At 49.2% G+C, this 26,554-nt stretch carries 20 protein-coding genes; 10 read left to right on the top strand and 10 right to left on the bottom strand.

Annotation, left to right across the window (positions count from 1 at the left end):
* Nucleotides 1-31: 31 nt before the first annotated feature.
* From KS4_RS13225 to KS4_RS13210, 4 genes are all read right to left on the bottom strand, one after another.
* Nucleotides 32-1,561, bottom strand: coding sequence for a glycoside hydrolase family 130 protein (locus KS4_RS13225; RefSeq protein ID WP_145078972.1), 1,530 nt, complete (start codon nucleotides 1,559-1,561; stop codon nucleotides 32-34).
* Between the two features lie 206 nt (nucleotides 1,562-1,767).
* Nucleotides 1,768-2,559, bottom strand: coding sequence for a YggS family pyridoxal phosphate-dependent enzyme (locus KS4_RS13220; protein ID WP_200761247.1), 792 nt, complete (start codon nucleotides 2,557-2,559; stop codon nucleotides 1,768-1,770).
* 134 nt (nucleotides 2,560-2,693) lie between these two features.
* The gene (locus tag KS4_RS13215) at nucleotides 2,694-3,320 is read right to left on the bottom strand and encodes a DedA family protein (protein ID WP_145078970.1); all 627 of its coding nucleotides are present in this window, start codon (nucleotides 3,318-3,320) and stop codon (nucleotides 2,694-2,696) included.
* Between the two features lie 165 nt (nucleotides 3,321-3,485).
* On the bottom strand, nucleotides 3,486-4,808 hold the full coding sequence (locus KS4_RS13210; protein ID WP_200761246.1) for a CCA tRNA nucleotidyltransferase: 1,323 nt from the start codon (nucleotides 4,806-4,808) through the stop codon (nucleotides 3,486-3,488).
* Nucleotides 4,809-4,959: 151 nt separating this feature from the next.
* Here KS4_RS13210 and KS4_RS13205 point away from each other — a divergent pair, with 151 nt between their 5' ends.
* Together KS4_RS13205 and KS4_RS13200 are read left to right on the top strand one after the other, a co-directional pair.
* Nucleotides 4,960-5,772: a hypothetical protein gene (locus tag KS4_RS13205; protein WP_145078964.1), complete on the top strand. Its 813-nt coding sequence runs from the start codon at nucleotides 4,960-4,962 to the stop codon at nucleotides 5,770-5,772.
* 12 nt (nucleotides 5,773-5,784) lie between these two features.
* Nucleotides 5,785-6,576 carry a hypothetical protein gene (locus KS4_RS13200; protein ID WP_145078961.1) on the top strand — a complete coding sequence of 264 codons (792 nt, stop codon included), beginning with the start codon at nucleotides 5,785-5,787 and terminating at the stop codon, nucleotides 6,574-6,576.
* Nucleotides 6,577-6,623: 47 nt separating this feature from the next.
* On the opposite strand, the gene KS4_RS13195 is transcribed toward KS4_RS13200, so the two are convergent.
* Together KS4_RS13195 and KS4_RS13190 are read right to left on the bottom strand one after the other, a co-directional pair.
* Nucleotides 6,624-8,501 (bottom strand): proline--tRNA ligase, encoded by a 1,878-nt coding sequence (locus KS4_RS13195; protein WP_200761245.1) that lies wholly within the window; start codon nucleotides 8,499-8,501, stop codon nucleotides 6,624-6,626.
* A gap of 200 nt (nucleotides 8,502-8,701) precedes the next feature.
* Complete coding sequence (locus tag KS4_RS13190; protein ID WP_145078957.1) at nucleotides 8,702-9,637, bottom strand: hypothetical protein; 936 nt, start codon at nucleotides 9,635-9,637, stop codon at nucleotides 8,702-8,704.
* Nucleotides 9,638-10,473: 836 nt separating this feature from the next.
* On the opposite strand from KS4_RS13190, the gene KS4_RS17930 reads away from it, so the two are divergent.
* The 5 genes from KS4_RS17930 to KS4_RS13170 all read left to right on the top strand — a co-directional run bounded on the left by KS4_RS17930 (nucleotide 10,474) and on the right by KS4_RS13170 (nucleotide 18,131).
* Nucleotides 10,474-10,707: a hypothetical protein gene (locus tag KS4_RS17930; RefSeq protein WP_234698807.1), complete on the top strand. Its 234-nt coding sequence runs from the start codon at nucleotides 10,474-10,476 to the stop codon at nucleotides 10,705-10,707.
* 298 nt (nucleotides 10,708-11,005) lie between these two features.
* Nucleotides 11,006-11,656 (top strand): peptidoglycan recognition protein family protein, encoded by a 651-nt coding sequence (locus KS4_RS13185; RefSeq protein WP_145078954.1) that lies wholly within the window; start codon nucleotides 11,006-11,008, stop codon nucleotides 11,654-11,656.
* Between the two features lie 454 nt (nucleotides 11,657-12,110).
* Nucleotides 12,111-13,049, top strand: a complete 939-nt coding sequence (locus tag KS4_RS13180; RefSeq protein WP_145078951.1) for a serine/threonine protein kinase — start codon at nucleotides 12,111-12,113, stop codon at nucleotides 13,047-13,049.
* A gap of 284 nt (nucleotides 13,050-13,333) precedes the next feature.
* Nucleotides 13,334-15,526, top strand: coding sequence for a DUF4159 domain-containing protein (locus tag KS4_RS13175; RefSeq protein ID WP_200761244.1), 2,193 nt, complete (start codon nucleotides 13,334-13,336; stop codon nucleotides 15,524-15,526).
* Between the two features lie 58 nt (nucleotides 15,527-15,584).
* A complete protein-coding gene (locus KS4_RS13170; RefSeq protein WP_145078945.1) occupies nucleotides 15,585-18,131 on the top strand; it encodes a ComEC/Rec2 family competence protein in 2,547 nt (848 codons plus the stop codon).
* Between the two features lie 28 nt (nucleotides 18,132-18,159).
* Here the strand turns inward: KS4_RS13170 and KS4_RS13165 are convergent, their stop codons facing one another.
* Nucleotides 18,160-19,824, bottom strand: a complete 1,665-nt coding sequence (locus KS4_RS13165) for a hypothetical protein (protein ID WP_145078942.1) — start codon at nucleotides 19,822-19,824, stop codon at nucleotides 18,160-18,162.
* A complete protein-coding gene (locus KS4_RS13160) occupies nucleotides 19,817-20,485 on the bottom strand; it encodes an RNA polymerase sigma factor (RefSeq protein ID WP_145078939.1) in 669 nt (222 codons plus the stop codon). Before KS4_RS13160 ends, KS4_RS13165 begins: the two co-directional genes overlap by 8 nt.
* A 359-nt stretch (nucleotides 20,486-20,844) precedes the next feature.
* On the opposite strand from KS4_RS13160, the gene purB reads away from it, so the two are divergent.
* Complete coding sequence (purB, locus tag KS4_RS13155; protein ID WP_145078936.1) at nucleotides 20,845-22,302, top strand: adenylosuccinate lyase; 1,458 nt, start codon at nucleotides 20,845-20,847, stop codon at nucleotides 22,300-22,302.
* Nucleotides 22,303-22,536: 234 nt separating this feature from the next.
* Here purB and KS4_RS13150 read toward each other — a convergent pair whose 3' ends face one another.
* Together KS4_RS13150 and lpxA are read right to left on the bottom strand one after the other, a co-directional pair.
* Entirely contained in the window at nucleotides 22,537-22,974 is a 438-nt protein-coding gene (locus KS4_RS13150) for a hypothetical protein (RefSeq protein ID WP_145078933.1), read from the bottom strand.
* Nucleotides 22,975-23,022: 48 nt separating this feature from the next.
* Entirely contained in the window at nucleotides 23,023-23,826 is an 804-nt protein-coding gene (gene lpxA, locus KS4_RS13145) for an acyl-ACP--UDP-N-acetylglucosamine O-acyltransferase (protein ID WP_200761243.1), read from the bottom strand.
* A 45-nt stretch (nucleotides 23,827-23,871) separates the two neighbouring features.
* On the opposite strand from lpxA, the gene lipB reads away from it, so the two are divergent.
* Nucleotides 23,872-24,720 (top strand): lipoyl(octanoyl) transferase LipB, encoded by an 849-nt coding sequence (gene lipB, locus KS4_RS13140; protein WP_145078927.1) that lies wholly within the window; start codon nucleotides 23,872-23,874, stop codon nucleotides 24,718-24,720.
* A gap of 205 nt (nucleotides 24,721-24,925) precedes the next feature.
* On the top strand, nucleotides 24,926-26,347 hold the full coding sequence (locus KS4_RS13135) for a hypothetical protein (RefSeq protein WP_145078924.1): 1,422 nt from the start codon (nucleotides 24,926-24,928) through the stop codon (nucleotides 26,345-26,347).
* Nucleotides 26,348-26,554: the final 207 nt, after the last annotated feature.

The following is a 26,554-nucleotide window of genomic DNA, read 5'->3' as shown; positions in this document are numbered from 1 at the left end:
GGGTGGCTTTTTTTATTTAGCTATTCGAGTATTAGAGTTGTGTGTCAGAATCGTGGTGTTCGAATTCACCATTGTTGGGGAGAGGGCAGAGGGGAGAGGATTGACGCATGTAGCTGAGCAGTTCGGAGAGCTTGATAGTGGCGACGGAGGAGGCGGAGTCGGACATGGCGTACGGGACGATGAGATGGTTGTCGTGTACGAGTGCGCCGCAGGAATAGACAACGTTGGGGACGTAGCCATCGCGTTCGTTGTCGGCAGGAACCATGATAGGTTGTGGGGTGTGGGCGATGATTTTTGACGGGTTTTCTAGGTCAAGTAGAGATGCGCCGATGCAGTAGCGTCGCATGGGGCCTACACCGTGGGTTAGGAGGAGCCAGCCTTCGGCTGTTTCGATGGGGGGGCCACAGTTTCCGATTTGGACAAATTCCCAGGGGTAGCGGGGGGTTTGGAGTTTGACGGCTTCGTTCCAGAAGTGGACGTTGTCTGATTTCATGAGGAACATGTTTTCGCCGTCGAGTCGGCTAATCATGTGATAGAAGCCGTCGATACGTCGGGGGAAGAGGGCCATGCCTTTGTTTTGGACATACTTGCCGTTGAGGGTGTGGATGGAGATGTCCGTGAAGTTGTGTGTTTCAAGGAGTTGGGGGAGGATGCGGTAGCCGTTGTATGCGGTATAGGTTCCGTAGTAGGTGAGTGTGCCGTCGTCATCGATGAAGCGTGTGAGTCGAACGTCTTCGATGCCGCGAGATTCATTTTCTGAGGTCGGGAAGATGACGATCTCGGAAGGATCTGTTTCAGGTGGAACGAAGAGGTGGTAGTTGGATCGAGCGAGCCAGTGCATGTTTTCAGCGGTTTCATCGAAAGGCTCGGGGCGGTCGTGTCTGGTGCGGACTTCGGAGATTTTTTGATCAAGGTGATGAAGTGTGAAGTAATCGGGAAGTTCGTCGAGGATGACGCGAGCGGTATCGGAGTATGCTGCCATTTCAATGAGCTTGAGGAAGAAGAGGTGCTTTTGGAAGGTTTGGTCTTCGTTCGTGCGGAGTTTTGAGGTGAATCGGCCGGGAGGGTCGAATTCGACGTGTCCATCACAGCAGATTTTGCCTGTTCGAAAGACGATGGAGGAGACGTGACCTTCGCCGGTGGCGCGGAGTGACATGATGAAGCGAGCTTCATGGGGGAGCATGCCGGACTGGTCGGGGTGGAGGACGATGGAAGGGTTGAAGAGGGCAGCTGATTCGATGGAGTACTCCATGGTGAAGTACGAGCCGATGAGGAGCTGTTTATTTTCTGAGATTTCATCGGGGTGATCGAGGTATTGGCGAACATAGCCGAAATGCCTGCGGAATGCGGATTTGATGTCTTTATGACGATCGGCGAATTGATCAAAGGTTTGTTGGAGGAGGATCTTGACCTCGGGCTCGTTGAGGGGGAGTATGCGTGCGATGAGTGAGTGGATGCGATGCTCGCCGCCGATGACGAAGAAGCGTGTAATGACGCGGGCGTCGTCGGAGTGGAATTTGTCAGGTCGACGGATGACTTTGACTTGGCTTTGACTGAGCATGGCTTGTGATTTATCCCCTTGGTGCGGTGATTGATGATAGGCAAGCTGCGTGTGTTGAGTGAATATGAATGGCTGTAATTTATATCGGTTTTGAAGTGAGGATGGTTTGAAGGTGGGTGGTCAGAAATGGTAGAAGGTATGAAAAAGCCCACCGTATCTATGGTGGGCTAGTAATGGTTCTAAGTATCAGCCTGTATGCAAGACGCTTAATCGTCTTCAGGCATGGGATTTGAGCCGAAGAGGGCGGTTCCGATGCGAACGACGTTTGCACCTTCTTCAATGGCAATTTCGAAGTCCTTGGACATACCCATAGAGAGGACATTGCAGTCTGGGCCGCCGATTTTGTCTTTGCGGAGGTCGTTGAAGATATCAGCGGTGCGAGCGAATGTGGGGCGAGCATCTTCTGGGTTGTCAGAAAGGGGTGCCATGGTCATGAGACCGCGAAAACGGAGGTGCATCATGGTGTCGATTTGCTCGGCAAGATGGCTGACTGCGGGAGCCGCAACGCCAAATTTTTGCTCTTCACCGGAGGCGTTGACTTGGATGAGGATGTCGATGATGCGATCCGTGCGTACTGCGAAGTTGTGAACTTCCTCAGCGAGGCGGAGTGAATCGACAGAATGGATAAGTGTGACAAGTGGTGCTACTTGCTTGACTTTATTGCGTTGTAGGTGGCCGATCATGTGCCAGCGGACGTTATCGGGGACGCCGAGTGCGGATTGTGGGGCGGCACGGGCAAGGGTTTTCTTGCGTGCGAGGAATTCGTTGAGTTGTGGAGCGCGTTGCGCGAGCTGTTGAACGCGAGATTCGCCGAGATCGGCATGCCCCATTTCAACGAGGGTACGGATTTGGTCTGGGGTAGCATTCTTAGTGACAGCGACCATGATGATATCACTGCCGCGTCGTCCTGATTTGGCCGCGGCGTTATGTATCCGTTCATTGATGCTGTCGTATGCATCCCGCAGGTTTGTCGGTGTGATCATGTTTTCAGTCGTCATAGTTTAGATTATGTGTTATGTGTGTTGGTTTGCAAGGGGATTGTAATGATCCACGCTGAGCGCAGCAGGGTTCTTGTTGGGGTGGTGCGCGGCTGCTTTAAGTGTGCATCGTCCAATAAGGCGAAATTTGTGTATCAGGAATCATACACCCCGGAGCGGGTGAGGAGTTTCTTGAAACCCCACTTGGCGAGCACGAAGAGAGCGATAAGTCCGATGATGGCAAAAATGGCGACGATTTGGACCTCCGCGGCCCAGGCTTTGGCTTTGTCGAATTGATCTGCTAAGAAGTAGGCAACGAAGAAAAAGAACGGGACGGAGAGCAGAGCGGCGGTGCCATCGTAGAAAAGGAATTTCCAATAAGGTAGCTTGAATATGCCGGCGGTGAAGAAAGCGGGTGCACGCATGCCGGGGAGGAAGCGAGCGACGAAGATGAATTTGCCGCCGTGCTTGTTGAGCGAGGCTTCGGTTTTTTTGAGGCGTTTTTCGGTGAGATATCTGCGGAGCAGGGGCAGTTTGGGGACGTGGTGGCCATATTTACGGCCGAGGAAGAAGACGATGCAATCTGCGCCGACAATGGAGATAAAGAGAGCGGGGAGCATGATGTATGCAGAGGCGGTGGGGTCGGTTTTGCCGCAGAGGTAGCCGCCGAGCATGATTGGGAGGTCTTCGGGGATAGGTGCGCCAAATCCCGAGAGGAGGATGACTCCAATGATGATGAGATACGGTGCCTGTGAGGCGAATTGCTGAATCAGTTCTTCCATGAGGTAGCAGATTGTAACGGTTTTGGTGGATGCGGCTCAATTGGGGGGAGGCCGAGAGTCACTTCAGTGCCAAGTGCGGGAGAGAGCGTGAGTTTGAGCGTCGCAGCGGGGGTACGGATTAGTGGCTGGGTTTATCGTGTGGATAAGTTGGTGTGTGTGGCGGAGTTAGAAGTAAAGACAGTGTGCCAGTTGGATCGCCTGTTCACGGGTTGTGATGAGCCCTTCTAGCTGTGCGTCGTAGACTTTATCCAGCACGATACGAAAGCTGGGGCTGGGGGTAAAATCTTCTGCAATGAGGTCGTCGCCGGTAATGAGTGGGTCAGGAGTGAGTCCGATGGGGTCGTTACGCAATTGTTCGGCTGCTTTGTCGAGGTTCTGCATAAATGCATCTGGCTGGATCGCGTAGGCGAGTTGGTGTGTGAGATTCCAGTGTGGCGTGGCTAGCAATCGTTTGCGGTGGGCTGGGGTGAGTGATGCCCAATCCCAGACCTTAGATAGATCAAGAAGAATTGCTTGGAGTACGTCACGGTCTTCATTTGATAGGCAGAGTGATTTACGGATACGTTTGAGTATGGGCCGGATCGTTTCGTTGTTGATCAGCATTGTTGCGGTTTGGAGTGAGATTGGGGCGTCGGTTGAGCGTGTTGGTGCGAGGCGATCAAGCAGCCAAGCTGCGAGTGCAACAGGGTAGGGCGGGTTGGCTTTGAGGCTGCTGAGTGTGATGAGCTTGGCGGGTTTATGGGGTTCGCCAAGGATGGGGTTGTCGAGTTTGAGGTCTTGGATCAGTTTGGCGGCGAGGGCTGGACGCTGGCCGGTGAGCATGAGTCGCAACTCTTGGCCAATGCGTTCGCGTGAGATCTCCTTGAGGTTTGGAGCGTTAGTGATAATGGCATTTGCGGTGTTGATTTCAAGTGGAAAATCGAAACGAGCTGCGAAGCGAACCGCGCGAAGCATGCGAAGGTAATCTTCAGCAAATCGTTCGTCGGGGTTGCCTATGGCGCGGATGAGCTGGTTGTCGAGATCTTTGATGCCGCCGATGAAGTCGATGATGGTGGGTTGATTATTTTGATCAAGGTCAAGTGGATTGGAGAAGAGGCCGTTGATGGTGAAGTCGCGACGTTGGGCGTCATGCTCGGCATCGGTAAAGGCAACTTCATCTGGGCGGCGGCCATCGGTGTAGCCCCACTCCTTGCGGAAGGTTGCGACTTCGAGCGGCTGATGGTTGATGTAGACAAGGACGACGCCGAAGGATTCGCCGACATAGCGTGAGCGGGAGAAGAGTTTGCGAACGATTTCGGGTTTCGCATCGGTGGCGATATCGTAATCTTTGGGCGTAAAACCGAGGAGGGTATCACGGACGCATCCGCCGGCGAAGTACGCGGTGTGGCCGGCGTCTTGGAGTGTCTGGACGATGGATGTGGCGGCACGCTTGAGCGTGTCATCATTGTGATTGGGAGAGGAATCGGCTTGTGCGTTTGGATCTGTCATGATGATTACAACACATGTGGCAGTGATGATGCTGAGTATTTTAAGCGGTATCGCCGGTTTAAGCATCTAGACTGAAAGAATTGGGCGTTGGCTCCGCCAATATTGATAGAGAGGGGTGACAAATTGCGGAAAGGAATGGAAGATGAGTGTCATGGCAGTACAGAAGGAACAAATTGTTGAGCATGTGAAGAATCATGTCGTGGATGGGCATATTGGTGAAGATTTTGAGTGTTTGAATTGTGGATATAACTTACGCACACTTGCGGTGGAAGGAGATTGCCCGGAGTGTGGGATGGGTGTGAAGGTAAGCTTGCGGAAAGATCTGCTTCGTGATGCTTCGCCAGCATGGTTGATGATGATCGTGCGCGGTTTGAAGTTGTTGCGGCTTGGTGTGATCCTCGCTTTTCCGATGTTATACATTGGCGTCGTTGTTGGAACAGTTGGCTTTTTTCATTTATTACAGAAGCAATCTGGCCGAGAAGAGCCGACGAAAGATCGGAATCTCAGGCTGGCGGCTCAGGGTCTTTTAAGTATCGGTGCGATGGGGTTTATTGGCGTGATGGTGAGCATTGGTTGGGCGGTATTTGCCATGGAGAGGGGGATGTTTACGGAAGTGCCGTATTTTGATGTCCTGTTTTTAGGTGTGCATGCGGTTTATCTCTTAGGTGTACTTTTAGCATGGCGAAACGTTCGGGTATTGGGAGAGCGGATACCAGACGACAAACTAATCAATGGCTGCAAGCGAGTGACTTGGGAATGGATTGGGGCTGCGGGTGGCATACTTGGGATTGGTTTGTTGGCGAACATCGGTAATGTGATATACACACAGTATGGCCATTACAACTGGCTTTATGCCCCGGTTTTAATGGGTTTTGTTTGTTTGATTCTTCTGTGGCTGTGGTGGCGTACCGTGAAATTTTGCGGGATTGTGATCGAGAGTGTTGGAGAAGTCATAAGGCCGTAGGAGAGGTTTTGGATGGCTGGATCAAAGTTGTATGCGAGGGATGTTGGCCTGTATTGCATCGGATGTGGGTATGACTTACGCGGTATGGAAGTGAAGGCGAAATGTCCTGAATGTGGATTGGATGTTTCTTGCAGTCGATGTTACGGTCGTGCGATTACGGATGCTGTATGGACGAAAGCCGTTTACCGCGGTTCAGGCTTAATGTATTGGGGGATGATCGTTTTTGGCGCATGGATCGCGCTCTGCATTATATTCGGAGTATTTATTGGTGCGGATAGTATTGCTGTTTGGCTGCCTATCCATGGAATAGCAGCTTGCGGTGTTGCTCTTATGGGTTTGGGGATATGGAGATTGGCCACACCCAGTGAACGGGTTAAAGGCGCAGGCATGTTGACGAGTTGGGGGATTAGGCTTGTTATGCTAGCTGTGACAGGTAGTGTGTTTGTGGTGCTTGTTGCGGCTATTTTCCAGCAGGTTAAGTTGAATCAGATTAATGTTTATTTGTTGATGGCGGGTTTGGGAAGTGTGTTGTTACTTGTCATGCTTGGACGTTTAATGAGGGTAATCTTAAATCAATTATTGTGTGAGTATTTGTCTGGCTGGGTGCGAGGTTTGGCTTATGTTTCAGCGGCATTAATGGTTGTTGCTCCATTTTTACTTACGTCTACGACGGGCGGTTGCTGCTTTCTCGTGATTGTTTTCGTTTTTGTATTGGCCAGTTCTCTAGTGACGATGTTTGCTTGCAAGATCATTCATGAAGAAACGGCAGATATTGCTCAAGATGATCGTTTGCGTGGGATATAAAAAACCCCACATAAAGCGGGGTTTGCTGTGTTTGTATGTGATTTAAATTAGAGTGATTTGAGTTTCTTAGCAATCGTTTCGATTGCGGTATCAAGCTTGATATTCTCACCTTTGGGGCCGTTTGTGCCGTTGCGTAACTTGATTTCGATCTCGCCATTGGCAAGACCTTTGTCACCGACAACGATGCGAACGGGGATGCCGATGAGGTCTGCGTCTTTGAACTTGACGCCGGGGCGCTCCTTGCGGTCGTCGATCAGTACATCAATCCCTTGCGCCTCGAGATCATTGGCGAGTTTGTTGGCTGCTTCTGCAGCTTCACCCGCATATTTGATCGGCGTAATGACGATTTTGTACGGAGCTATAGCTGCAGGCCAAATGATGCCGTTTTCGTCGTGGCCTTGATTACATTCGATTGCGGCAGCGAGGATTCGGTTGACACCAACGCCATAGCAGCCCATCAGCATGGGGATATGCTTGTTCTTATCATCAAGTACGGTTGCGCCGAGTGCTTGCGAATACTTGGTGCCGAGCTTGAAGATATGGCCCAATTCGATACCACGTGTTTCTTCAAGAACACCGCCATCGTTTTTTGGAGATGGGTCGCCAGTACGAGCATTGCGGATGTCCGCAGCAATCGGTGCGCGTTCTTTGTTGAGCTGTGAAACTACATCGCGTTGCCAATCAAAATGTTTGACGTGATGATCTTTTTGGTTTGCACCTGTTACCCAGCCGGATGGGTTGGTGTTGGGTTGTGCCGCATCGTAATCAACGATTAGACGCGTGAGTGGCGCATTGACGGCGCGTTGTGGGCCAACATAACCAATCGCGAACTCTTGTCGCTGCGCCTCGTGTTCTTCGATGAGCGCGACAGCTTCAATCTTTGGATTGATCTGCTGCTTGACCGCTTGAAGTAGTTTTGCTTCGTTCACTTCATGGTCGCCGCGAACGACAGCGATTACAAAGAAACGATCGGGGACAAACTCACGTGGGGCAGGTGTGTACTGCGCCTCGTATTGTTGCTCAGCTTCAAGATCCTCTTCTGATTTGACTGAAGCTTCAAATACGAGTGTCTTGAGCATGTCCGCATCGGTGATGCCAAGAAGGCTGACAACCTCTGCAATGCCGGGGCAATTAGGCGTGTTGATGGTTTCGAGAGTTGCTGTTGGTTCAGCAGTAAAGTTAGCTTCTCGTGTTCCGATTTCAGCTTTCTCTACGTTCGCGGCATAGTTGCCCTTGTCTGACTTTAGGATAATGTCTTCGCCGGTTGGTGAAGGTGCCATGAATTCATGTGATGCGTTGCCGCCGATTGGACCGGCTTCAGCTTCGACAGGCATGTAGGGCAGGCCGCATGATTCGAAGATACGGCAGTATGCTTGATAGTGTTTGTCGTAAGCTTCATTTAAACCGCCTTCGCCATCCATCGTGATATGGAAAGAATACGAGTCCTTCATCTGGAATTCGCGTGAACGTAGTATGCCAAAGCGTGGACGGAATTCATCGCGGAATTTGGTCTGGATCTGGTACAGCGTCTTGGGTAAATCTTTGTAAGACGTGAGGTATGCTGAAGCGAGTTCGGTAATCACTTCCTCGTGTGTCGGACCCAATGCTTGTTCCCGGCCATGACGATCTTTTACGACGAAAAGATTGTCGCCATACGCTTCGCGGCGTCCAGTTTTTTCCCAAAGTTCAATGGGTTGTAAGGATGGCAGGAAGACTTCAGCTGCACCAATCGCATCCATTTCATGCCGGACGATATTCATCGCTTTATGAAGTGAGCGAACACCAAGCGGGAGATAGTCATAGGACCCTGAACCGAGGCGGCGGAGGATGCCTGCACGGATCATGAGTTTATGTGATGGTACTTCTGCATCAGAAGGATCCTGACGAGAGGTGGGGATCAGCGTATTTGACCACATGGTGGGCATGATGAATCGTCCTGTTTTGGGGAGTGGTGTGTGACTGCATATCCGGCTGCGAAGCCAAGAAATATCCGAGCATGATACCCTTTTCAGTGGTTTGGCTCTACATAGCGAGGGTATCTGGTTGCCAGAATAAAACAACAGCCCCCGAAACGACATGGGGGCTGTTGAACGACTCATGTTTATATTGAGAGAGATTGTAGATTTTAGTAGGAGAATGACAGGCCGAAGCTGGCAACCGGCTCCCACGTACGGTCTACACGTGCGTCTTCGCCGATGTAGATGACTTTGAAGCCAACATAGCCTGCCCAGTCGCCGTATTCCTTAGGGATGAACTCCAAAGGCATTGAAGCTGTGATTCCTGCGTCAGCGTACCCAAAATCACTACCGCCATCGGTGCTGTCGTAGTAGCCACCATCACCAAAGCCGATCGTCATCGGTGTGCTGAATGTGATTGGCAGAGATTCACTCTGGAGCAAATCAAATGTTGGATTGACGCCGATCCAGAAGTAGCCGGTTTCGTTGCTGGTTGCTTTGACGCGGATGCAAGTTTTGAAGTAAGGCTGGAACCCTGCGAACCCTGGGAATTCCACGCCCGCAGCTTCCCAGAACTCAGCGTCATCGTAAGAAACTTTCAAATTCACATCGTGGCTATCGTCCCATGAGCCGCTTGGTGATGTATTGATTGCATATTCCGCATTGAGTGTGAAGCCTGCTTGCAGACCTGCTGTCAGTCCGATGCTGTAATCAGATTCGTAAAATGAATCAGGTGTTTGGGTTGAGCCTGTTTCATTACTGTGGATGCTGCCCCACCAAGCGCCATAAACATCAAGACTTTTGATAAGATCGTCTGTTTCGGGCTTGTCGAAGAGGTTGAAGCTGATACCGCCCCAGGGTTGGATGATGACGCCACGGTCTTCTTCTTTTAAGCCACGGCTGTAGTATGCTGTAACAACATCAACACCACCGAAAATCGAAATTCGACTTAAATTTAAGTCTCTATCTGTAACTTCTACTATAGATTCCATGAGTGCATCATCAACCAAAGATAGGTCTTCAGAAGCAAACACGTTGGGTGCAATGAGCATGCCAGCAGAGAACACTGCAGCAGCTGTTGATTTTGTGAAGTTGTTGGTGAACATGATTAAATCCTGATCTGGAAAAGAACTAATTGATTGTTAGGCGAGACATTTACCCATGCCCTGGATTGAGCTTGAATTGTCTAACGGTTGAGTAACCTCCGGTGTTGCCAATTGATTGAATGGCGACATGAGGAGGTGACAAGTTTTAGCTATATCAACAGTGTCACGATAGTCGTGACGCCAAGTAGTATTTTTTGCAATTGTTGTGGTTTTAGTTGGAAGATATTGCCATGTATCCAAGTTAAGCATTCGGTTTCGGCGCATTTGGCTTATTGCATCGCTTATGCCAGTCGCAAAACCAGACAATCCACAAGCTGTGTACGAGTCAGCTTGTGACCGTAGTACAGGCACTGTAATCGCGCGTTTTGGGAATGAGCTTATCTTCATCAAGAGCCTCAAAACGGGGGCTTGAAACTTCAACCAAATCTGCCCCGGCAATTGCTGTAACCCACTGAGAACACTTGCCAAACGGTTCTTGAGACGAAAGAGTATGAATTTCGTACAAGATAAATACTAACCCTTTTGGCATACAGGGTAAACCCTGTTTATGTGGATTTCGTCTTTCTTTATTGGTTTCTTTAGCGTTACGAGTGAAAAGACCTCATATTCAGCAATTGCTTGACTGGTGTTGTGCTTTTCTTGTCGAATTTCGAGTTCTCGGACGTGGGAAACTGTTTGTTTATCCGTTTTGCTAGTGGGAATAGAAGGTCATCTTGGGGAGGTCATAAATTCTGGCTAGTAGCTTTACTTAATTTTTTGTAAATCATGTATTAGCAGCAATCTGTGGATATGTTGAAATGCTTGTGGGGTGTGGAATTTAGCAGTAGAATTGTGCCATGTTCAGGAGTGCTTTGGGATTCGGAATCTTGATGTTAGCGGTGACGGCTCTGTTTCTGAGTGGTTGCCGTGATCCTCTATTCCCAAAAACAGGCACTCGTTCGCCTTATCAACGTTATTCGGAATTGCGTGGCAAGGACCGTGGCGGTTACCAGCAACAAGATCCGACTCAGCCAGGTAAATTTGAGAGAAATCTCAGGCAACGCTTGGCTCCGCTTGGTGAGGTTGAATGATTTCTGAGCTCTTTAGGTGATTATTGAGAATTTGCTCAATCGAGGATGATTTTTGCTAGTTCAGGGACGAATCAGCGAGCAACCGACTTACTTTTGCAGTGGTTATTCCGATAGTACGGGTTGCATTTTTCTTGTTTTGCTTAGAAAAGACGTTGGTCAGTCCTGATTGATAGTTTTTTATCAGCCCTAGATGAGTTTTATCAAAGTCGCCCTGTGATCTGGCCGATAAATTAATTGGTCGATTGCAGATGTTGTGATACAACTAATTTTAAACACTCACTAGCTGGGGTGAATCGGGTTGATCGTACCTGATAAAAGAACTTTGACCGTTTTGGCTTCGCTGGTTATTGGCATGACAATTATCAGCGGCTTGTTATTGGTACTTGAGCCACGACCGCTTGCACCACTCGGTGACGTAACACTTATGTCCACCGAAGTTGATGTGCAGCCTGAAGAACGTCTCTTTTCCAAAGAGGCTGAACGTCAGTGGGATCGCATAGTTATCCATGACACGCGTGCCAGCGACGGTTCAGCAGATTCATTGAACGCAATTGATGCTGAACTAGGAAAAGGTGGCCTTGCGTATCATTTCGTCGTCAATAACGGCTCCGAAAAGCAAGATGGCCTTATTGAAATTGGCTACCGTTGGCAACGCCAGGAAAGCGGTGCTTACTTCGATATCGATGACACCATGACCGAAGCAGTCAAGGTGAACAATCGTGAATTCAACGATTTCGGCATCGGCATTGCAGTCGTTGGTGATCTTGATCGTAAGCCGCTTACAGACAAACAAATGAGCGAGCTCATCTGGCTCGTTCGTCAATTGCAAAAGCAATACCGTATTCCTCAGGATCGCGTGTTCGTTCAAGTAGGCTCCGGCCAATTCTCGAACACATCATTATTCAGAGAAGTACATTTTCGCCAGCAGTTGTTTAAGCTGATTCCATGATGAATCCTATAAAGTAATCCACAACAAGCCCCGCAACTGGCGGGGTTTTTGTTTTGAGAAGATTATTTTCCACAGCTTTGTGAATTTACGCGGAAATCACTCGGATTTCGATTACAATGGCTCAAGTAATCATGACCGGCATTTTTGTCGGTTATGGCCTGTTTGGGAGGATATGGGGCATTTTCATTGCCTCTCCAGTACAAATCTCAAATACGACTGATCCGCACGTTTATAATGAGTTGTGTGATTGAAAGCGCGAATTTCGTGCCTTATTGAACAATAACCATCAAGTAACAGCGTGTGTAGGTCGATTCTGCAGTGGAGTCGTGTTGTGTTACGGATGAAACATCGCTATTGTTGTGCATCCGTTTGATATCGAGTTTGTTGTTTTGTTAGATAGGAAATGGAGCGCGTTTAGCCGATACGCCTTGCGGTTAAACAAGCAAGCCAGATTATGGCTGAGTTTCATGAAATTCTCGGCTTTGAAGTCATTGCCACACTAGGCCATGGTGCTCGCAGCACCATATATGCTGTACGTGACAAGAAAAGCCGCCAAGTCTATGCCCTCAAGCGCGTAGTCAGATCTGGTCCTAGCGACCAACGTTTCATTGACCAAGCGGTCTCTGAGCACGAAGTCGCAGCACGGTTTGACCACCCCATCCTTCGTAAAAGCCTTAAGCTATATAGACAGCGATCATTTCTTCGCACCAGCGAAGTTTATGTCCTGATGGAAATGGTTGATGGTCTCACCCTCGAGCAATATCAGTCCTCAGGCATTATTGAGCTCGTCCATATCTGCAAGCATGTTGCAACTGGACTCGGTGTTATGCATCAGCAAAATATCGTCCATGCGGACATGAAGCCTAACAACGTGATGGTCACTACCAGTGGCCAGGTTAAAGTCATCGACTTCGGACAAAGCTGTCCCAACGGTGCTGTCAAAGAACGTATTCAAGGCACGCCTGACTATATTGCACCCGAACAAGTCATGCGTCGAAACATCACGCCGCAAACAGACGTGTTCAATCTTGGTGCAACCATGTACTGGATGCTTACCAAACGCCACGTACCCACCATGATCCCCAAGGGCAAAGCCGGTGTCGATATCCGCACCGATGAGCAATGCGTACCACCATCAGAACTAAACCCTGATATCCCGCCAGCTCTTTCCAGCCTCATCATGGACTGTGTTGAACAGCATCCTAAAGATCGACCTTCCACCATGCAGCAGTTAGTTGACCGCATCGATATTGCCACCGCTCAGATCATGAGACGTGGCAACCCTGAAGCGGCTAAATCAGAACCCGCCATGGACGATACTGCAGTAGAGTTTGATATCAATGATATCGATCCTCTGGATTCATCCGATTCACGGCAACGTGACGCTAGCTGAATCGCATAACCCTATATAACAAGTCATTCAAACCGTCATTTTCATGACGGTTTTTTTCTGCAATCCTTCCTTATCACAAACAGAATCTGTACGATAAGCATAGCCATATGTTATAGGCAGATGCTTTGCTTCAATGCGATGCAAAGTATGATGTGAAGGGTATTCAATCTATTCTGGGTGAATCTATGCGTTGTTTTCAAACTCTTCAAAAGCAGTGGCCGCATTTGCTTTGTTATTTCATTGCCTTGCTTCTCCTGCTTACCCCATCAAGGTTACAAGCACGTGTGACTGACGAACATGTGCAAGCTGCAATTGAACGAATTCAAAATTACTTGTTCAGCACGCAAAACGCTGACGGTAACTGGGAAGGCAGATATAGCTCACCCAAGTATGTTGGTGGTGAAACTGCGATCGTCACATATGCGCTTATCACCAGCGGTATTAGCCCCCAAGACCCCCGTCTTGAAAAAACGATCAAGTATCTCATCAACTGTGAGATGAATGGCACTTACGCCGTTTCCCTCCGAGCTCATTGCCTTGCCGCAATGTCATCACAATTTGCCGGTAAACTCTCTGTCGATGCCCGGTGGCTCGCGCAAAATCAAGATGGTGGGCGATATACTTACGCTCAGCCCAGTAATTCCTTTGATCATTCCAATACGCAATATGGCATCCTAGGGCTATGGGAATGCGCAAAACGTAGTATTTCAGTTGGCTCAAATGTTTGGCCAAGCGTGATCGATCATTTTCAAAGCAGCCAGAATGATGACGGTGGTTGGGGATATACACCCAAGCGTCAATCAGATGTCGCGATGGCTGCAGCAGGCGTGACTTCACTTCTGATTGCCCAAGAGATGCTCTACAGAGGCCGTGACACCGCCAACGAAAAACTTCAAGACGCAATCAGCAGAGGCCTCGTCTACCTTGATGTAATGGCCAGAAAACACAACGGTGTTGTTGGTGTCAGCAAAATGTATGACATGTACGGCGTCGAGCGCGTTGCACTCGCCTCAGGGGCCAAAATGTTCGGCGGCCGAGATTGGTTTGAGGCTGGCTCAGAATACATTCTCAAAAAAATGTCAAGAGATGGCAGTTTTTCCAACTCACAAGGCTGGGCAGGGGGTTCGAACGTCAACACATCCTTCGCGCTTCTCTATCTATCTCGCGGCAGAGTTCCTGTTTGGATCAACAAAATTCAGCTCAACGATATCAAATGGAACAACAGGCCCAACGATATCAACCTTCTCACTAGGCGTCTTAGCGCACGTCGTGAGCAAGAGCAAAATTGGCAAGTAATTAACATCGCCTCTGATCCGTTCTATTGGCTTAACGCGCCCATCGCCTGGATCAGCGCTCGAGAAGAATTCAGCGCACAAAAATTGGAACTCGAAAACCTACGTACCTACATACAAATGGGTGGCCTGCTCATCATTAACCCAGAGAATAACAGTAGAGAATTTTCTGAGTCGATGCGGCTTACACTCAGCAAACTCTTCCCGCGAGCCAAATGGATCGACATGCCCTCGACGCATCCAATGCTCAATCTGATCCATGAAATTAAAATCCCAAGCTCAAAACCAATTCGAATTCTGACGAACGGCGTTCGTGATCTCGCGATTACGCTGCCCCGCGATTGGGGCTATGTTTTGCAGACCGGCAAGTCAGCTTTTAATTACCAACCAGATCTCGCAATGTTTAATCTGTATGCAATGGTTTCTGATCGTGGCCGTTTATCTCACCGTTTAACCATGCCCATGATCTCAAAGAAGAATACAGCTTCTACAAGCGAGATCACCGTTATTCGTGCACGTTACTCAGGCAGCTGGGGACAAGAACCATTATGGCTTCATGCCATCGCCAGTCTTCTTCATAATAATGCAGGCATCAACCTGCAAAGAGCAAATGTGCCGCTCGATAAAATCGCTTCATATCCAAACGCATTCGTACATCTTTCAGGCAATGAAGCTATTTCACTTTCTGGTGATCAGCTCAACGCAATCTCTTCATTCACAGAGCAAGGCGGCACAATTCTTGTCGAAACCATTGGCGGTTTAGGCGATTTTTCAATCAGTATTCAAGAGCAATTAACACAGTCACTCCAAAAACCATCTGTCCGCATTCCCGATACAAGTCCCATTCTCGATGGCAAAGCCATTGGCGGATATTCGTTGGTACGTCCCAAGTATCGAAATTACACAACAGAGTTCATTGGTATAAAAAATCAATCTCGCCTCGAAGCAATCTACATCAATGATCGTCCTGCGATCATCTTCACACATGAAGATATCACGTTGGGCGCACTCGGTATGAAACGTTGGGGTGTTAACGGCTACGAAATCAGCGACGCCCGTAAACTCTGGAGCAATATGCTCCTTTACTATAAGCAATCGTTAGATCCGAATGCGAAAACCATTGTACCCACGAAATCAATCATGCCCGACGGCATCTCCACTTTGCTTCAAGAGCAAACACAATAAAAACATTTACATTTTAGAGATTTCGATATCGACCAATATGACTTAAAATGAATCCGCTATGATTCATTCTGCAGATGACATTACAGATCATTTACAACATGCACAGCCTCTGTTTTTTACGCCCGTCGTTCTCGTTTTTATAAGCCTAATGATCGGCATTCTTCTCGCCAACCTAATCACCATTTCAATCTATTGGTTTTTTATCCCTTTAGTGCTGTTTGTTGCCGCATACTATCATTACCTAAATCGCATGTATCGCGTTACCAGCTTGTTTTTGCTTTTCGTTCTTATCATCCTGTCCTCAATCTACTTTACCGTTAGAACACAGTATGTTTCAGATACGCACATCTCAAAGTATGTCAATAGCTCGCCGAAATTAGTTCAAATCATCGGACGCGTAGACAGCAAACCACGCATTACGGAGCCTGCAAAAGGTGCCTTCAAGAACTTCACTTACAGACAGCCCGGCACATCTTTCTTCTTGCATGTCAATCAAATTCAAATTAACAATCGATATCAGCCAAGCTCAGGCAATCTGTATGTCAAAATTAACCAAAGTGAACACCGTATTAAACAGAATGCAAGTGTTCAACTTACAGGTTGGCTTCAATCGTTTGCACCAAGAGCAAATCCCGGCGATGTCGATTTTCCGGAACTGATGCGCAACGGGGACGTTTACGGTGTCATCACCCTTGAATCCAGAGAGCATTGGCAGGCGTCACGAAAAGAACCTGTCACTTTCATTAATAGGTTCCAGCAGTTTCGTTTTGCATTAGCCAATTATTCATTGAATGCATTAGCCGCAGGATTTGATCCAGACTCACCGTTAGCGGTCAGCCTCTTACGCCCAATCCTGCTGGGGGATTGGACTCAAACTGACCGTACTTTAACCGAGCAATATCGCAGGGTAGGGCTCTCACATATTCTCTCGATTAGCGGAGCGCACTTGGCAATACTTCTTGGTATTACTTGGTTGATTGGTATAACTTGTTGTAGCCATCCAAGAAATGCAGCATTTCTAGTATTATTCGTATTAAGTTTATACCTCACCGTTTTGCCCATACGGGTACCGATTCTTCGCGCATCCATTATGGCTGCATGCTTTCTTTTCGGCACAATTTCAGGAAGACCAATCCGCGCAATCAATGCATGGGCATTTGCCGGCATCATCTCAGTCATCATTAATCCAATAGATGTCTTTACCCCAGGTTTTCAGTTATCCTTTGCCATCGTAGCCGCATTGCTTATTTTTACAGATTCCCTAACTCGTAGAATCTATCAGTCTTCATCACGTCATCCCAGCATCAAACAATTACTTTTAAAGAGGCTAGTCGATTACTTCTCAGTTAGTCTCATGGCATTCTGTGTGGCATTGCCTTTTGTGATTTATCATTTTCAAATAGTAAGTCCAGTTGCCATTTTTCTTTCGATATTAGCAATACCATTTTTATCAATTGTTATCGTTATTGGGTTAGCAAAAATTATATGCTTTACGGTTTTGCCATCTGCTTCCGTTTTCTTAGCCGATATACTTAGGTTGATAGTTGATGTATTTCAGTATGTCATCATGAAGGCAGACGCGTTGCCATTTGCGACATTACAAATGAAAAACCATGTCGTCCAGTCTTGGATAGCTTTTCTATTAGTTATTTCATTGCTTCTAATCATCAAGAAGAATTTTCCTAAACGAATCATTGTGCCAGCGTTGATTCTCCCAATATTGCTGATGTATATCTTCAATACCAATGCGATTTTGGGGGTTAGTATTTCTCGTCAAGCTTCGGATCAAAACCTTCACTTATATATGTATTCAGTTGGTGACGGCACCTGTATATTGATACGCCATAGAGATCAAAACTTTGTTTTTGATTGTGGATCTAGTTCTTTTTATGAATTAGCCAGCAAGTCAATCGTTCCCTCGATGCAGATGCAAGGCATTAACAAGATTCAAAACATTATCGTGTCCCATGCAGACATCGATCATTACCTCGGAGTCTTGGATTTAGTAGATTTAATACCAGTTGAAGCCGTCATCGTTTCGCCGCAATTATTAGAAAAATCAGCCTATGAAAACAGCAACAACCTCAAGTATGCAACGTCCTACCTGATCAATCAGCTAAGACAAAAACAAATCCCAATTCAATCAGTAGCGAAAGGGGGAGCACTGCCAGTTCATCGCAATGAGCTCAGCAACTCAAACTTACAAGTTCAAGTGCTTTGGCCACCTGTTACTTACGCACCCAAGCAGGATAACGATACTTCAATTGTCTTGAAAATATCATTTGCAAACAAAAACATATTATTAGTCGGCGATATTGGCCAGGATGCCATAGAACATATCCAACAGCAATATGATCTCTCCGATGTCGATGTGCTTGAACTCCCGCATCACGGTAGTTATAACTCTGCTTCAGAATCATTCGTAACGACTATCGCGCCTTCTGTCGTTCTTCAATCCAGCGGCAGGAAACGTCTGCAAAATGATCCATGGCCAGCCCTGTTAGAGAATGGAAAAACTCAACGCTATGTCACCGCAAAGCATGGCATGATTCATCTTACCATCACACCTTTAGGTGAAATAAATACAACAACTTTTATTAAATAAAATATAGAAATGAATTCCATCGCCACATTTATGGCTTCGCGTCATTCTCAGTAATCGTCACAGGCAAATGAATCTGCTGCGTATCACCAACACGTAAAATCGGGCGACTCGGTACTAACGGGAGATTTCTAAACATCTTCTGCCCCCAAACCTGCTTATTCTCTTCGCTATCAGCATCGCGATTCATAACCCAGACGAAATTCAGCGGCACATCTTTTACCATCTGCTGCTTCATCTTTTCCGCTTCATCCGCACTCATCCGCTGCGTTACAAGATCAATCGTCTGCCCCTGTCTAAGCTTCATACGCTTCACGAGCTCACCCATCTGATCCGCGCTGAGTTCCACCACAAATTCTTGTTGGTTAGCCTCAGCCTGCGTTGCTGCCGGGGTTGCAGCTGCAGCCACCTCGTTTTTATCCTTCGCCCCGCGCTTTAACGATTTTAATCCTTCAATTCTCGCTGCAATGGAACTCTCAGTATTCTTTTTCGATGCCTTCCTCGCTACGCTTTGGCGGTTCCCGAGCTGCACTTCTTCACTCATCATAGATCGTTCATTCATCGTTGCCATAGCTGATGAAGACGCAGGTACAGAGTTACCCGCCAGCGACATATTCAAGTAATCACTATCGACCGTCACTTTCTTAGGCGTCTTGTAAACGTCCACATTCTCGCGTGATGCCCAGCGTAGCAGTTGCTGTTCAGTCGCATATCGACTGTCCGTCACAACATTCAAAGCCAGCACCTTTTCCGCTGCGGGCACAATCAAAGGCTCAGCACGAACTTGATTCGCCGGCTGTAAAGCCATTGTCGGAGCAACCATTTTCGCTTCGGCAACATCTGCTACTCCATAAGTACCCAATCGCATCGTTCTATCGCCCGCATCTGCCACGGATAAATCTGGCGTACTCACACGCTCAGTTTCCATAACACCCGCTGCCATGCTCATGCGTTTCGCACCGCTCAGTTTCTCTGTTGCCTGACCCCGAGCCATCGCAAGCATTTCTTGCTTCAATCGCACATTCTCTTCAGCGAGCCGAGTCTTCTCTTCAGTCAACACATCAACTTTATCCTCAGCCTTTTTCCGCCGAGTTTCAGCCGCGATCTGTTTCGCGAGCGGCGTTGCTTTAGCCACCATTGCTGTTTCCGTGCCACCCATCTTCACCGCATCGGCAATCTCCAGGCCTGCAACACTTGAGGTGCCTTTCGCCATCGAATCCATTGCGATCTGTGATTCCAGATCATCGCTCTGAGGGCTGCTCAATAGCGCCAAGATTTCTTTCTTACTCGGCGATTTGCTTGCCAACTCACTCAAGGCACCTGAATTAAACAGCGTCGCAATCATTACACCGCCACACAACATCAGTATCGCTGCAATCGCTGTGTACCCCACCACTCTCGCAAACTTGATCCGCCCTGCAATCTGTTTCTCATCCCCATCCACACTCAGCGGCTGATCCGGCTCGCCTAGCAGCATATTTCTTTCCTGCTGCTGCATCACTTCCTCAACCAAATCAATCCCCGGCCGCTCCACCGGCATCTCGCCCAACAAGGCCATATCTTCCAGCATCCCCTCCACCAATTGGCGCAGACGCTCATCCTTCACAAGCTCCGCTTCAAACGCAGCCCGTTCAGCTTCATCCAAGGTACCCTCTAAGTACCCAAGCACTTTGTCCTGATCATACCGATCAGTCATGCTGCACCTCGCCTTGTCCCGCCGCGCCGCTCATCGCGCCACGATCTGACTTTTCATCAGAACAACGCTTCTGCATCGCTTCACGCAACGCCAGCCTTGCCCTAAACAATCGACTTTTCACGGTCCCCTGTGGTAAATGGAGAACATCCGCGATCTGCTTATATTCCATCTGCTCGATATCACGCAGAATCAAAATCGCTCGGAATTCCTCTTCTAGATCACCCATCGCTTCTTGCAATTTACCGAGCATCTCTTTCTTTTCGACGCTCAGCTCTGGCCCCGGTTCCCGATCATCCGCAATTTGTGCCCGAAGAGCTGTTGCCTGATCGTCATAACCCGAACCACCCCCCGATGTCCCTCGAGGTTCGTCCAAGCTCACCACCAGACGATACTTCCTTTTACGCAAAAAACTGATCGACTGATTGATCGCAATCCGCGTCATCCACGTCGTCAGCTTCGCATCCCCGCGATATTTCGATATATTCGCAATCACCTTCAGAAATGTCTCTTGAGTCACTTCCGCCGCATCATCACGGTTCCCCACCATGCGCAGGCATACATTGAAGAGCCGTGTTTGTTGGCTCTTCAGCAGCGATCCCAACGCCGCCTGATTACCTTTCTTGATCTGCGAGATTATTTCCCGCTCTGAGACCTGCGTCATATCGTGTTGTTCTTCCAGTACTGGAGACTGTTCCGACTGCTTATTTTACGGTTTTTCATGAAACAATGTTCACAAACCCGTTGCAATCACTGAACTTCCTGCCAGCCTCCCTGGAGGATCCCTTTTATTGCCTACAGACCATGTAATTAGCCCAAATAACCCGACTTAACAACCACTTTTTCGCATCATGCCGCCCATCTCTGTAATATGACGATTCACCTGACCTGGGTCAACATGATCTACCCGCCTCTCATCGCCCAATCCCCCAGCATTCCCTCAAAAAACGCACTAAAATGATCTCGTCAGGCCTATCGGCTCCCATTGACTTACATCCAAAAACACTGCCCCTGAGAAGCAACATGCAGAACGACACAACCTACGTCTCACCACTCGCTACCCGTAACGCATCACCGCAGATGCAGGAAATCTGGTCCCCAAAACGTAAATTCACCACATGGCGCAAGCTTTGGCTCGCTCTTGCCGAATCCGAAAAGCAGCTCGGCCTCGACATCACTGATCAGCAAATCACAGAACTCCGCGCCGCTATCGATCAGCCCATCGATTACGACATCGCCGCCTCATATGAAAAGAAACTCCGCCATGACGTCATGGCCCACGTCCATACCCTCGGCGAAATCGCACCCAACGCCAAAGCCATCATCCACCTCGGCGCCACCTCCCAGTTCGTAGGCTGCAACGCCGAACTCATCCAGCTCCGCGATGCACTCAAACTCATCGCCAACAAAGTCGCCATCGCGCTCGACAAACTCGCCATCTTCGCCGACAAATACCGCGACATGCCAACCCTCGGCTTCACGCACTATCAACCCGCACAACCCACAACCGTCGGCAAGCGTGCCACCCTCTGGATGCAGGAACTCGTCATCGCACTCGAAGAAATCGAGCACCGCATCGACTCACTCAAATTTCGCGGCGTCAAAGGCACCACCGGCACACAAGCCTCATTCCTCGCCCTCTTCGGCGGCGACAGCCCAACACAAGAAGCACACGACAAAGTCGATCAACTCGACCGCCTCGTCACCGAAAAAATGGGCTGGGACCCTGACAAACGCTTCGCCGTCACCGGCCAGACCTACCCGCGCATCGTCGACGCAACTGTCCTCGCATCCCTCTCAACCGTCGCAGCTGCCGCTCAAAAATTCGCCACCGACATGCGCCTCCTCGCCAACCGTAAAGAACTTGAGGAACCGTTTGAAAAGAACCAGATCGGCTCCTCCGCCATGGCCTACAAACGCAACCCCATGCGTTCCGAGCGCATCTGCGGCCTCTCCCGCTTCGTCATCGGCATGACCCAAACCGCCTACACAACCTCCGCCGAGCAATGGTTCGAACGCACCCTCGACGATTCTTCATGTCGTCGTCTCACCCTCCCTGAACCCTTCCTCGCCCTCGACGGCACCCTCGACATCCTCATCAACGTCGCTTCCGGCATCGTCGTCTACGACAAGACCGTCGAAGCAAACCTCGCCGCCGAACTCCCATTCATGGCCTCCGAAAACATCATGATGGCTGCTGTCCAAAAAGGCGCTGACCGTCAAGACGTCCACGAAGTCATCCGCGAGCACTCACAAGCCGCCGCCCAGCGTGTCAAAGCCGAAGGCGCACAAAACGACTTGCTCGAACGTCTCGAAAACGAAGACATGTTCAAAGACATCGATCTCAACGCCGTCCTCGACCCCTCCAAATTCGTCGGCCGCGCTCCTCAGCAAGTCGATCAATTCATCCAAAACGTCATCACACCCATCCGCACTCGCTTCGCAGATACCCTCAACTATACACCTGACTTGAAAGTCTAAACTTATAGTTTCATCGCGCCTCTCACCCGCATCATCACACCAACGCACATTTTCGCGTCACTCACATGCACAGCTGGCACAAGCACTTTAACACCGAACAAAATCACCAACATGTTTTTGCTCCCCGTGTTATAATCGCCTCGCTAGTGCTCTCTAATTGAGTCGCATGTGTGATGCAATGACTTCAGAGTACTGCAGGGAACACAAGGTCGTAGTTAACTACGACCTTGTTTTTTAATGCCTTTTCGCATGCCAATGCAAGATCCCCCAAGTTCCTAAACCACCCAGAATCGGCCAAAGAGTTATCGAATAAAAGAAAAAGACATATTCATCATCATGGTGTGTACCGGGAAGGATATTTAACACAATTTCACCTACGTAAAGCGTCACCACCCAAGTCAGTAATATCATCATGATATTCCAATCATGATGATTGTTGATTCGACTATTCCTCGGAACACTGTTTTTTGTTTTCTTATTCTTGTATTCGCTTATCCACCACCAAGTACCCATTCCGCTCAGAATCGGCCAAAGTATCATCCAAAGAAATACACCCGGAAAGTCTTGGAGATCCCGAAAATAACCCAATGAAAACAAGATAAACATCGCCAAATAGAGCGTTACACCCCACGTCAAAAAAATCTGAATAATCAGCCATATCAGTCGTAGCATCAACTTTGCCTCCTTCGGAATCACCCACTTCCCCCAACCTCCTCGTAATCACCTCGTCTTCATCGTCCGCGTCACAACATCCAGTTGCGCAATACCGCGCTTCGTCTTCTCAACAAACGCCGCAAATTCTTCGCACAACGGATCATCCCCCAACTCCTCACGAATTTTTGCCACCGCAACCTTGTTCGGCAATCCCTGCTTGAATACCAAATCAAAAGCCTTCTGCAGCGGCTTAATATGATCCCGATACCCGCCTCGCCTCAAACCAATCATGTTCAGCGATCCAATCGTCCGCATGTAGTACGCAATGCAGTACGGCGGTATATCCTGCGTCATCCCAATACCACCCGAGATCATCGCCATCGTCCCAATCCGAACCCCCTGATGGATCACACCATTCCCACCAATCGTCACCTTGTCCGCAATCTCAACATGCCCTGCCACTAGTGAGCCATTCACCAGTACATTTTCATTCCCGATCACCGTATCGTGACCTAAATGCGAATTCACCATCATGTAATTGTCATTTCCCACCGTCGTCGGTTTCTCCCCCGTCGCGCGATGGACACTCGCACCCTCACGGAAAACATTATTCTCTCCGATCAACGTCCCCGCCCCCTCTGTCTCCGGAGAAAACTTCTTGTCCTGTGGCTCGTGACCAATATAACTGTTCGGGTAAAACCGATTCCCCTCACCAATCACCAGCGGCCCCTTCAGATACACACTCGATGTAAAATAATTCCCCTTCCCAATCTTAATATTTCCCTCAAATATACACCCCGGCCCGACATATACATCGTCCGCGATCTCTACCTTTGGATCAATCACTGCACTCGAATGGATGTTGCTCACTGGTATTCCTCACATTAAGTCCGTTCCGCCGATATCATACCCAACATGGATCATCAACGTAACTCATCCTCAGAATACCACGTCGGCTCCCTCCCCATTACCGTCACCGACCTCAATCGCCTGTCCTACGCGCCCGCCTTCGACCTTCAACGTCAAACCAACCTCGCTGTTTCACAGAACACTGCTCCCAACACCATCTTCCTCGTTGAACACAATCCCGTCATCACCATCACTCCCAAGCAATCCGCACAAGCTAACCTTGTCGCCTCCCCCGACCATCTCGCATCCCTCGGCATCGAAACCGCTGAAACCGATCGTGGCGGCGACATCACCTATCACGGCCCCGGCCAACTCGTCGTCTACCCCATCATCCGCCTCAGCGAATTCAACCTCAACCTTTCTAAATACATGCGACTGCTCGAACAAACCGTCATCGACACCCTCGCACACTACCACCTCACCGCCCAACGCGAACCCGGCAACACCGGTGTCTGGATCCCCCCTCAGCCTTCATCCCCCCCTTGTACGTCAAACTCATCTTCCAGTTCCACCCTTGACCCGACGCGCAATCAATCAAATAACGCGATCAACACCTTAGACCCAACTTCCGGGGCTTCCGGGATTTCTGGGGGGGGAGGGGGATCTGAAAAAGTCTGCGCCATGGGCGTTCGTATCCGCAAAAACACCACCATGCATGGCCTCGCCCTCAACGTCACCACCGATCTTTCCCACTTCCAAACCATCATCCCTTGTGGCCTCACCGATCGCGGCGTTACCTCCCTCGCCAAACTTCTCCCCAATAACACGCCCACCATGCCCGAAGTGAAACAAATCCTCACCCATAACCTCATCACGCTTCTTCAAAAATCTCACGACAATCAATTCGAGTTCTAACAATTCATTACAAAACCATCCCTGCATATTCCTTTTCAAGCCCACGACCGCCGGTCGTGGGGTGTCTGTAACAATCAATAGCCATTCGCCTGCAATTATCTCAATTCATCGCAACCTCCATATTCCACCCCTTTAAGTTCCCTCCCTATTCCCTCCATTCAAGATGTCTTTTACAATAAGCCGAACGAGAAAACGGGACACCATCTTGAATAAACTTCGCCTGACAACGCATGTCACTTTCGCAATGATCGCTCTCACCATCCTCGCCATCGCCGCCTTTGTCGCCGCGCTTGTTCACCTCTCCGCCACATGGCCCCACCCACTTCCCACCGGCGTACCCACCTCCCAACTCATCCCATACTGGATCACCTACGCATCACTCTTTCTCGCCCTCTCACTTTCCGTCTATCTCACGGTTAGGCATAGTCCCTTCACGACACGCGCAACCTTTTGGCTTATCCTCACCGTCGCCATCCTCGCCCGCCTCACCACCACCATCGCGACCCAACCCACGCTATCCGACGACATTTGGCGATATATCCACGACGGCGCAACCCTCGCCTCCGGCCAAAACCCCTACCAAACAGCCCCTGCTGACATCACACCCGAACAATCCCCCTCACCCCCCGAAGTTAAAAACCGCATCAACCATCCTCACCTCAACACGATTTATCTCCCGGTTAGCCAGTACATCTTCGCTCTTATCTCCCTACTCAAACCGCAAACATGGTCATCCCTCGGCGACGACACCTTCAGACTCGCCTTCGTCCTCTTCGATATCGCCATCATCATCCTCATGCTCAGATATCTCGCCAAACGCGGCTCCTCCCTCTGGCTCGCCGCACTCTACGCATGGCACCCCCTCCCCATCTCAGAGATCGCAGGCTCAGGCCACCAAGACGTTCTCGGCATTCTCCCTCTTCTTGCCGCACTCATCCTCTTCGCGTCACTGCAATCCCCACACATCAAACGCCCCCTCACCCGCCTCTACTTCACAGGCAAACTTTTCGCATTATCTCTCGCCGTTAAACCCATCGCCCTCCCACTCTTTCTCCCCATCCTCTTTAAACTTCGTAAGCAGCCTAAACGCATTTTCCTCCTCCTCTTCTCCACCACCAAATTCCTCCTCATCCTCTTTCTCCCCTTCCTCTTCCTCCCCGGCTCAATCACCGGCCTCATCCAAACTTCCAAAACCTTCACCACCAAATGGGCCGCCAACGCATCGCTCCATCCTTACCTCGCGCTAATCACAAACAACAGCAACACCCTCACTAACCTGCTCATCGCCGCCATTCTGCTAGCAGTTCTCGTTGTGGCCCTCAAACGTAACCTAAACATTTTCGCCATCGCACTCTGGTACATTTTCGCAGCACTCCTTCTCTCCACTACTGTCCATCCGTGGTATGTGCTTTGGCTTCTCGCACTTATCCCCTTCCACTTCAACCTAGCCGCTTGGCTTTTCACCCTCACGATCACACTTGCCTATACCGCTCACGCCAACCCGCAAGGCTACATCGTCCCGACCCCTTACCTCCTGCTCGAATACCTCCCCGTCTATCTCGCAATTAGTGTCTTAACTATCTACGCTGTTACGCAAAAATCTAATCGACAAATAGAACAAAAATAATTATCCCTCCCCCCCCCCCCTTCCCCTGCACCTACACCACCCACGATGTCAATAGAGAAACTTAAGATACAACAAACAATAAATATTAGCCGCCGCGACACTTCGCGGCGCGCCAATAAACACCATGCAGACCTGTGAATGTACAAATACTTAATTCGACTTATTTTTAATTTGTAGCCAGTAACCACGAAAAGTGCTCTAGCCGCG

This window comes from Poriferisphaera corsica, from assembly GCF_007747445.1.
GTDB lineage: Bacteria > Planctomycetota > Phycisphaerae > Phycisphaerales > Phycisphaeraceae > Poriferisphaera > Poriferisphaera corsica.
Note: the sequence above shows the minus strand (reverse complement) of the source record. Positions and strands in the feature narration are given on the sequence as shown.

Excerpts from the sequence above, each read along its gene's own strand:
- KS4_RS13215 (WP_145078970.1), bottom strand. The coding sequence starts at position 3,320 with ATGGAAGAACTGATTCAGCAATTCGCCTCACAGGCACCGTATCTCATC.
- KS4_RS13160 (WP_145078939.1), bottom strand. The coding sequence starts at position 20,485 with ATGACGCAGGTCTCAGAGCGGGAAATAATCTCGCAGATCAAGAAAGGT.
- KS4_RS13150 (WP_145078933.1), bottom strand. The coding sequence starts at position 22,974 with ATGCTACGACTGATATGGCTGATTATTCAGATTTTTTTGACGTGGGGT.
- KS4_RS13200 (WP_145078961.1), top strand. The coding sequence starts at position 5,785 with ATGGCTGGATCAAAGTTGTATGCGAGGGATGTTGGCCTGTATTGCATC.
- lipB (WP_145078927.1), top strand. The coding sequence starts at position 23,872 with ATGGATCATCAACGTAACTCATCCTCAGAATACCACGTCGGCTCCCTC.
- KS4_RS13190 (WP_145078957.1), bottom strand. The coding sequence starts at position 9,637 with ATGTTCACCAACAACTTCACAAAATCAACAGCTGCTGCAGTGTTCTCT.
- KS4_RS13205 (WP_145078964.1), top strand. The coding sequence starts at position 4,960 with ATGGCAGTACAGAAGGAACAAATTGTTGAGCATGTGAAGAATCATGTC.
- KS4_RS13170 (WP_145078945.1), top strand. The coding sequence starts at position 15,585 with ATGATTCATTCTGCAGATGACATTACAGATCATTTACAACATGCACAG.
- KS4_RS13180 (WP_145078951.1), top strand. The coding sequence starts at position 12,111 with ATGGCTGAGTTTCATGAAATTCTCGGCTTTGAAGTCATTGCCACACTA.
- KS4_RS13195 (WP_200761245.1), bottom strand. The coding sequence starts at position 8,501 with ATGCCCACCATGTGGTCAAATACGCTGATCCCCACCTCTCGTCAGGAT.
- KS4_RS13220 (WP_200761247.1), bottom strand. The coding sequence starts at position 2,559 with ATGACGACTGAAAACATGATCACACCGACAAACCTGCGGGATGCATAC.
- KS4_RS13165 (WP_145078942.1), bottom strand. The coding sequence starts at position 19,824 with ATGACTGATCGGTATGATCAGGACAAAGTGCTTGGGTACTTAGAGGGT.
- KS4_RS17930 (WP_234698807.1), top strand. The coding sequence starts at position 10,474 with ATGTTCAGGAGTGCTTTGGGATTCGGAATCTTGATGTTAGCGGTGACG.
- KS4_RS13210 (WP_200761246.1), bottom strand. The coding sequence starts at position 4,808 with ATGACAGATCCAAACGCACAAGCCGATTCCTCTCCCAATCACAATGAT.
- purB (WP_145078936.1), top strand. The coding sequence starts at position 20,845 with ATGCAGAACGACACAACCTACGTCTCACCACTCGCTACCCGTAACGCA.
- KS4_RS13225 (WP_145078972.1), bottom strand. The coding sequence starts at position 1,561 with ATGCTCAGTCAAAGCCAAGTCAAAGTCATCCGTCGACCTGACAAATTC.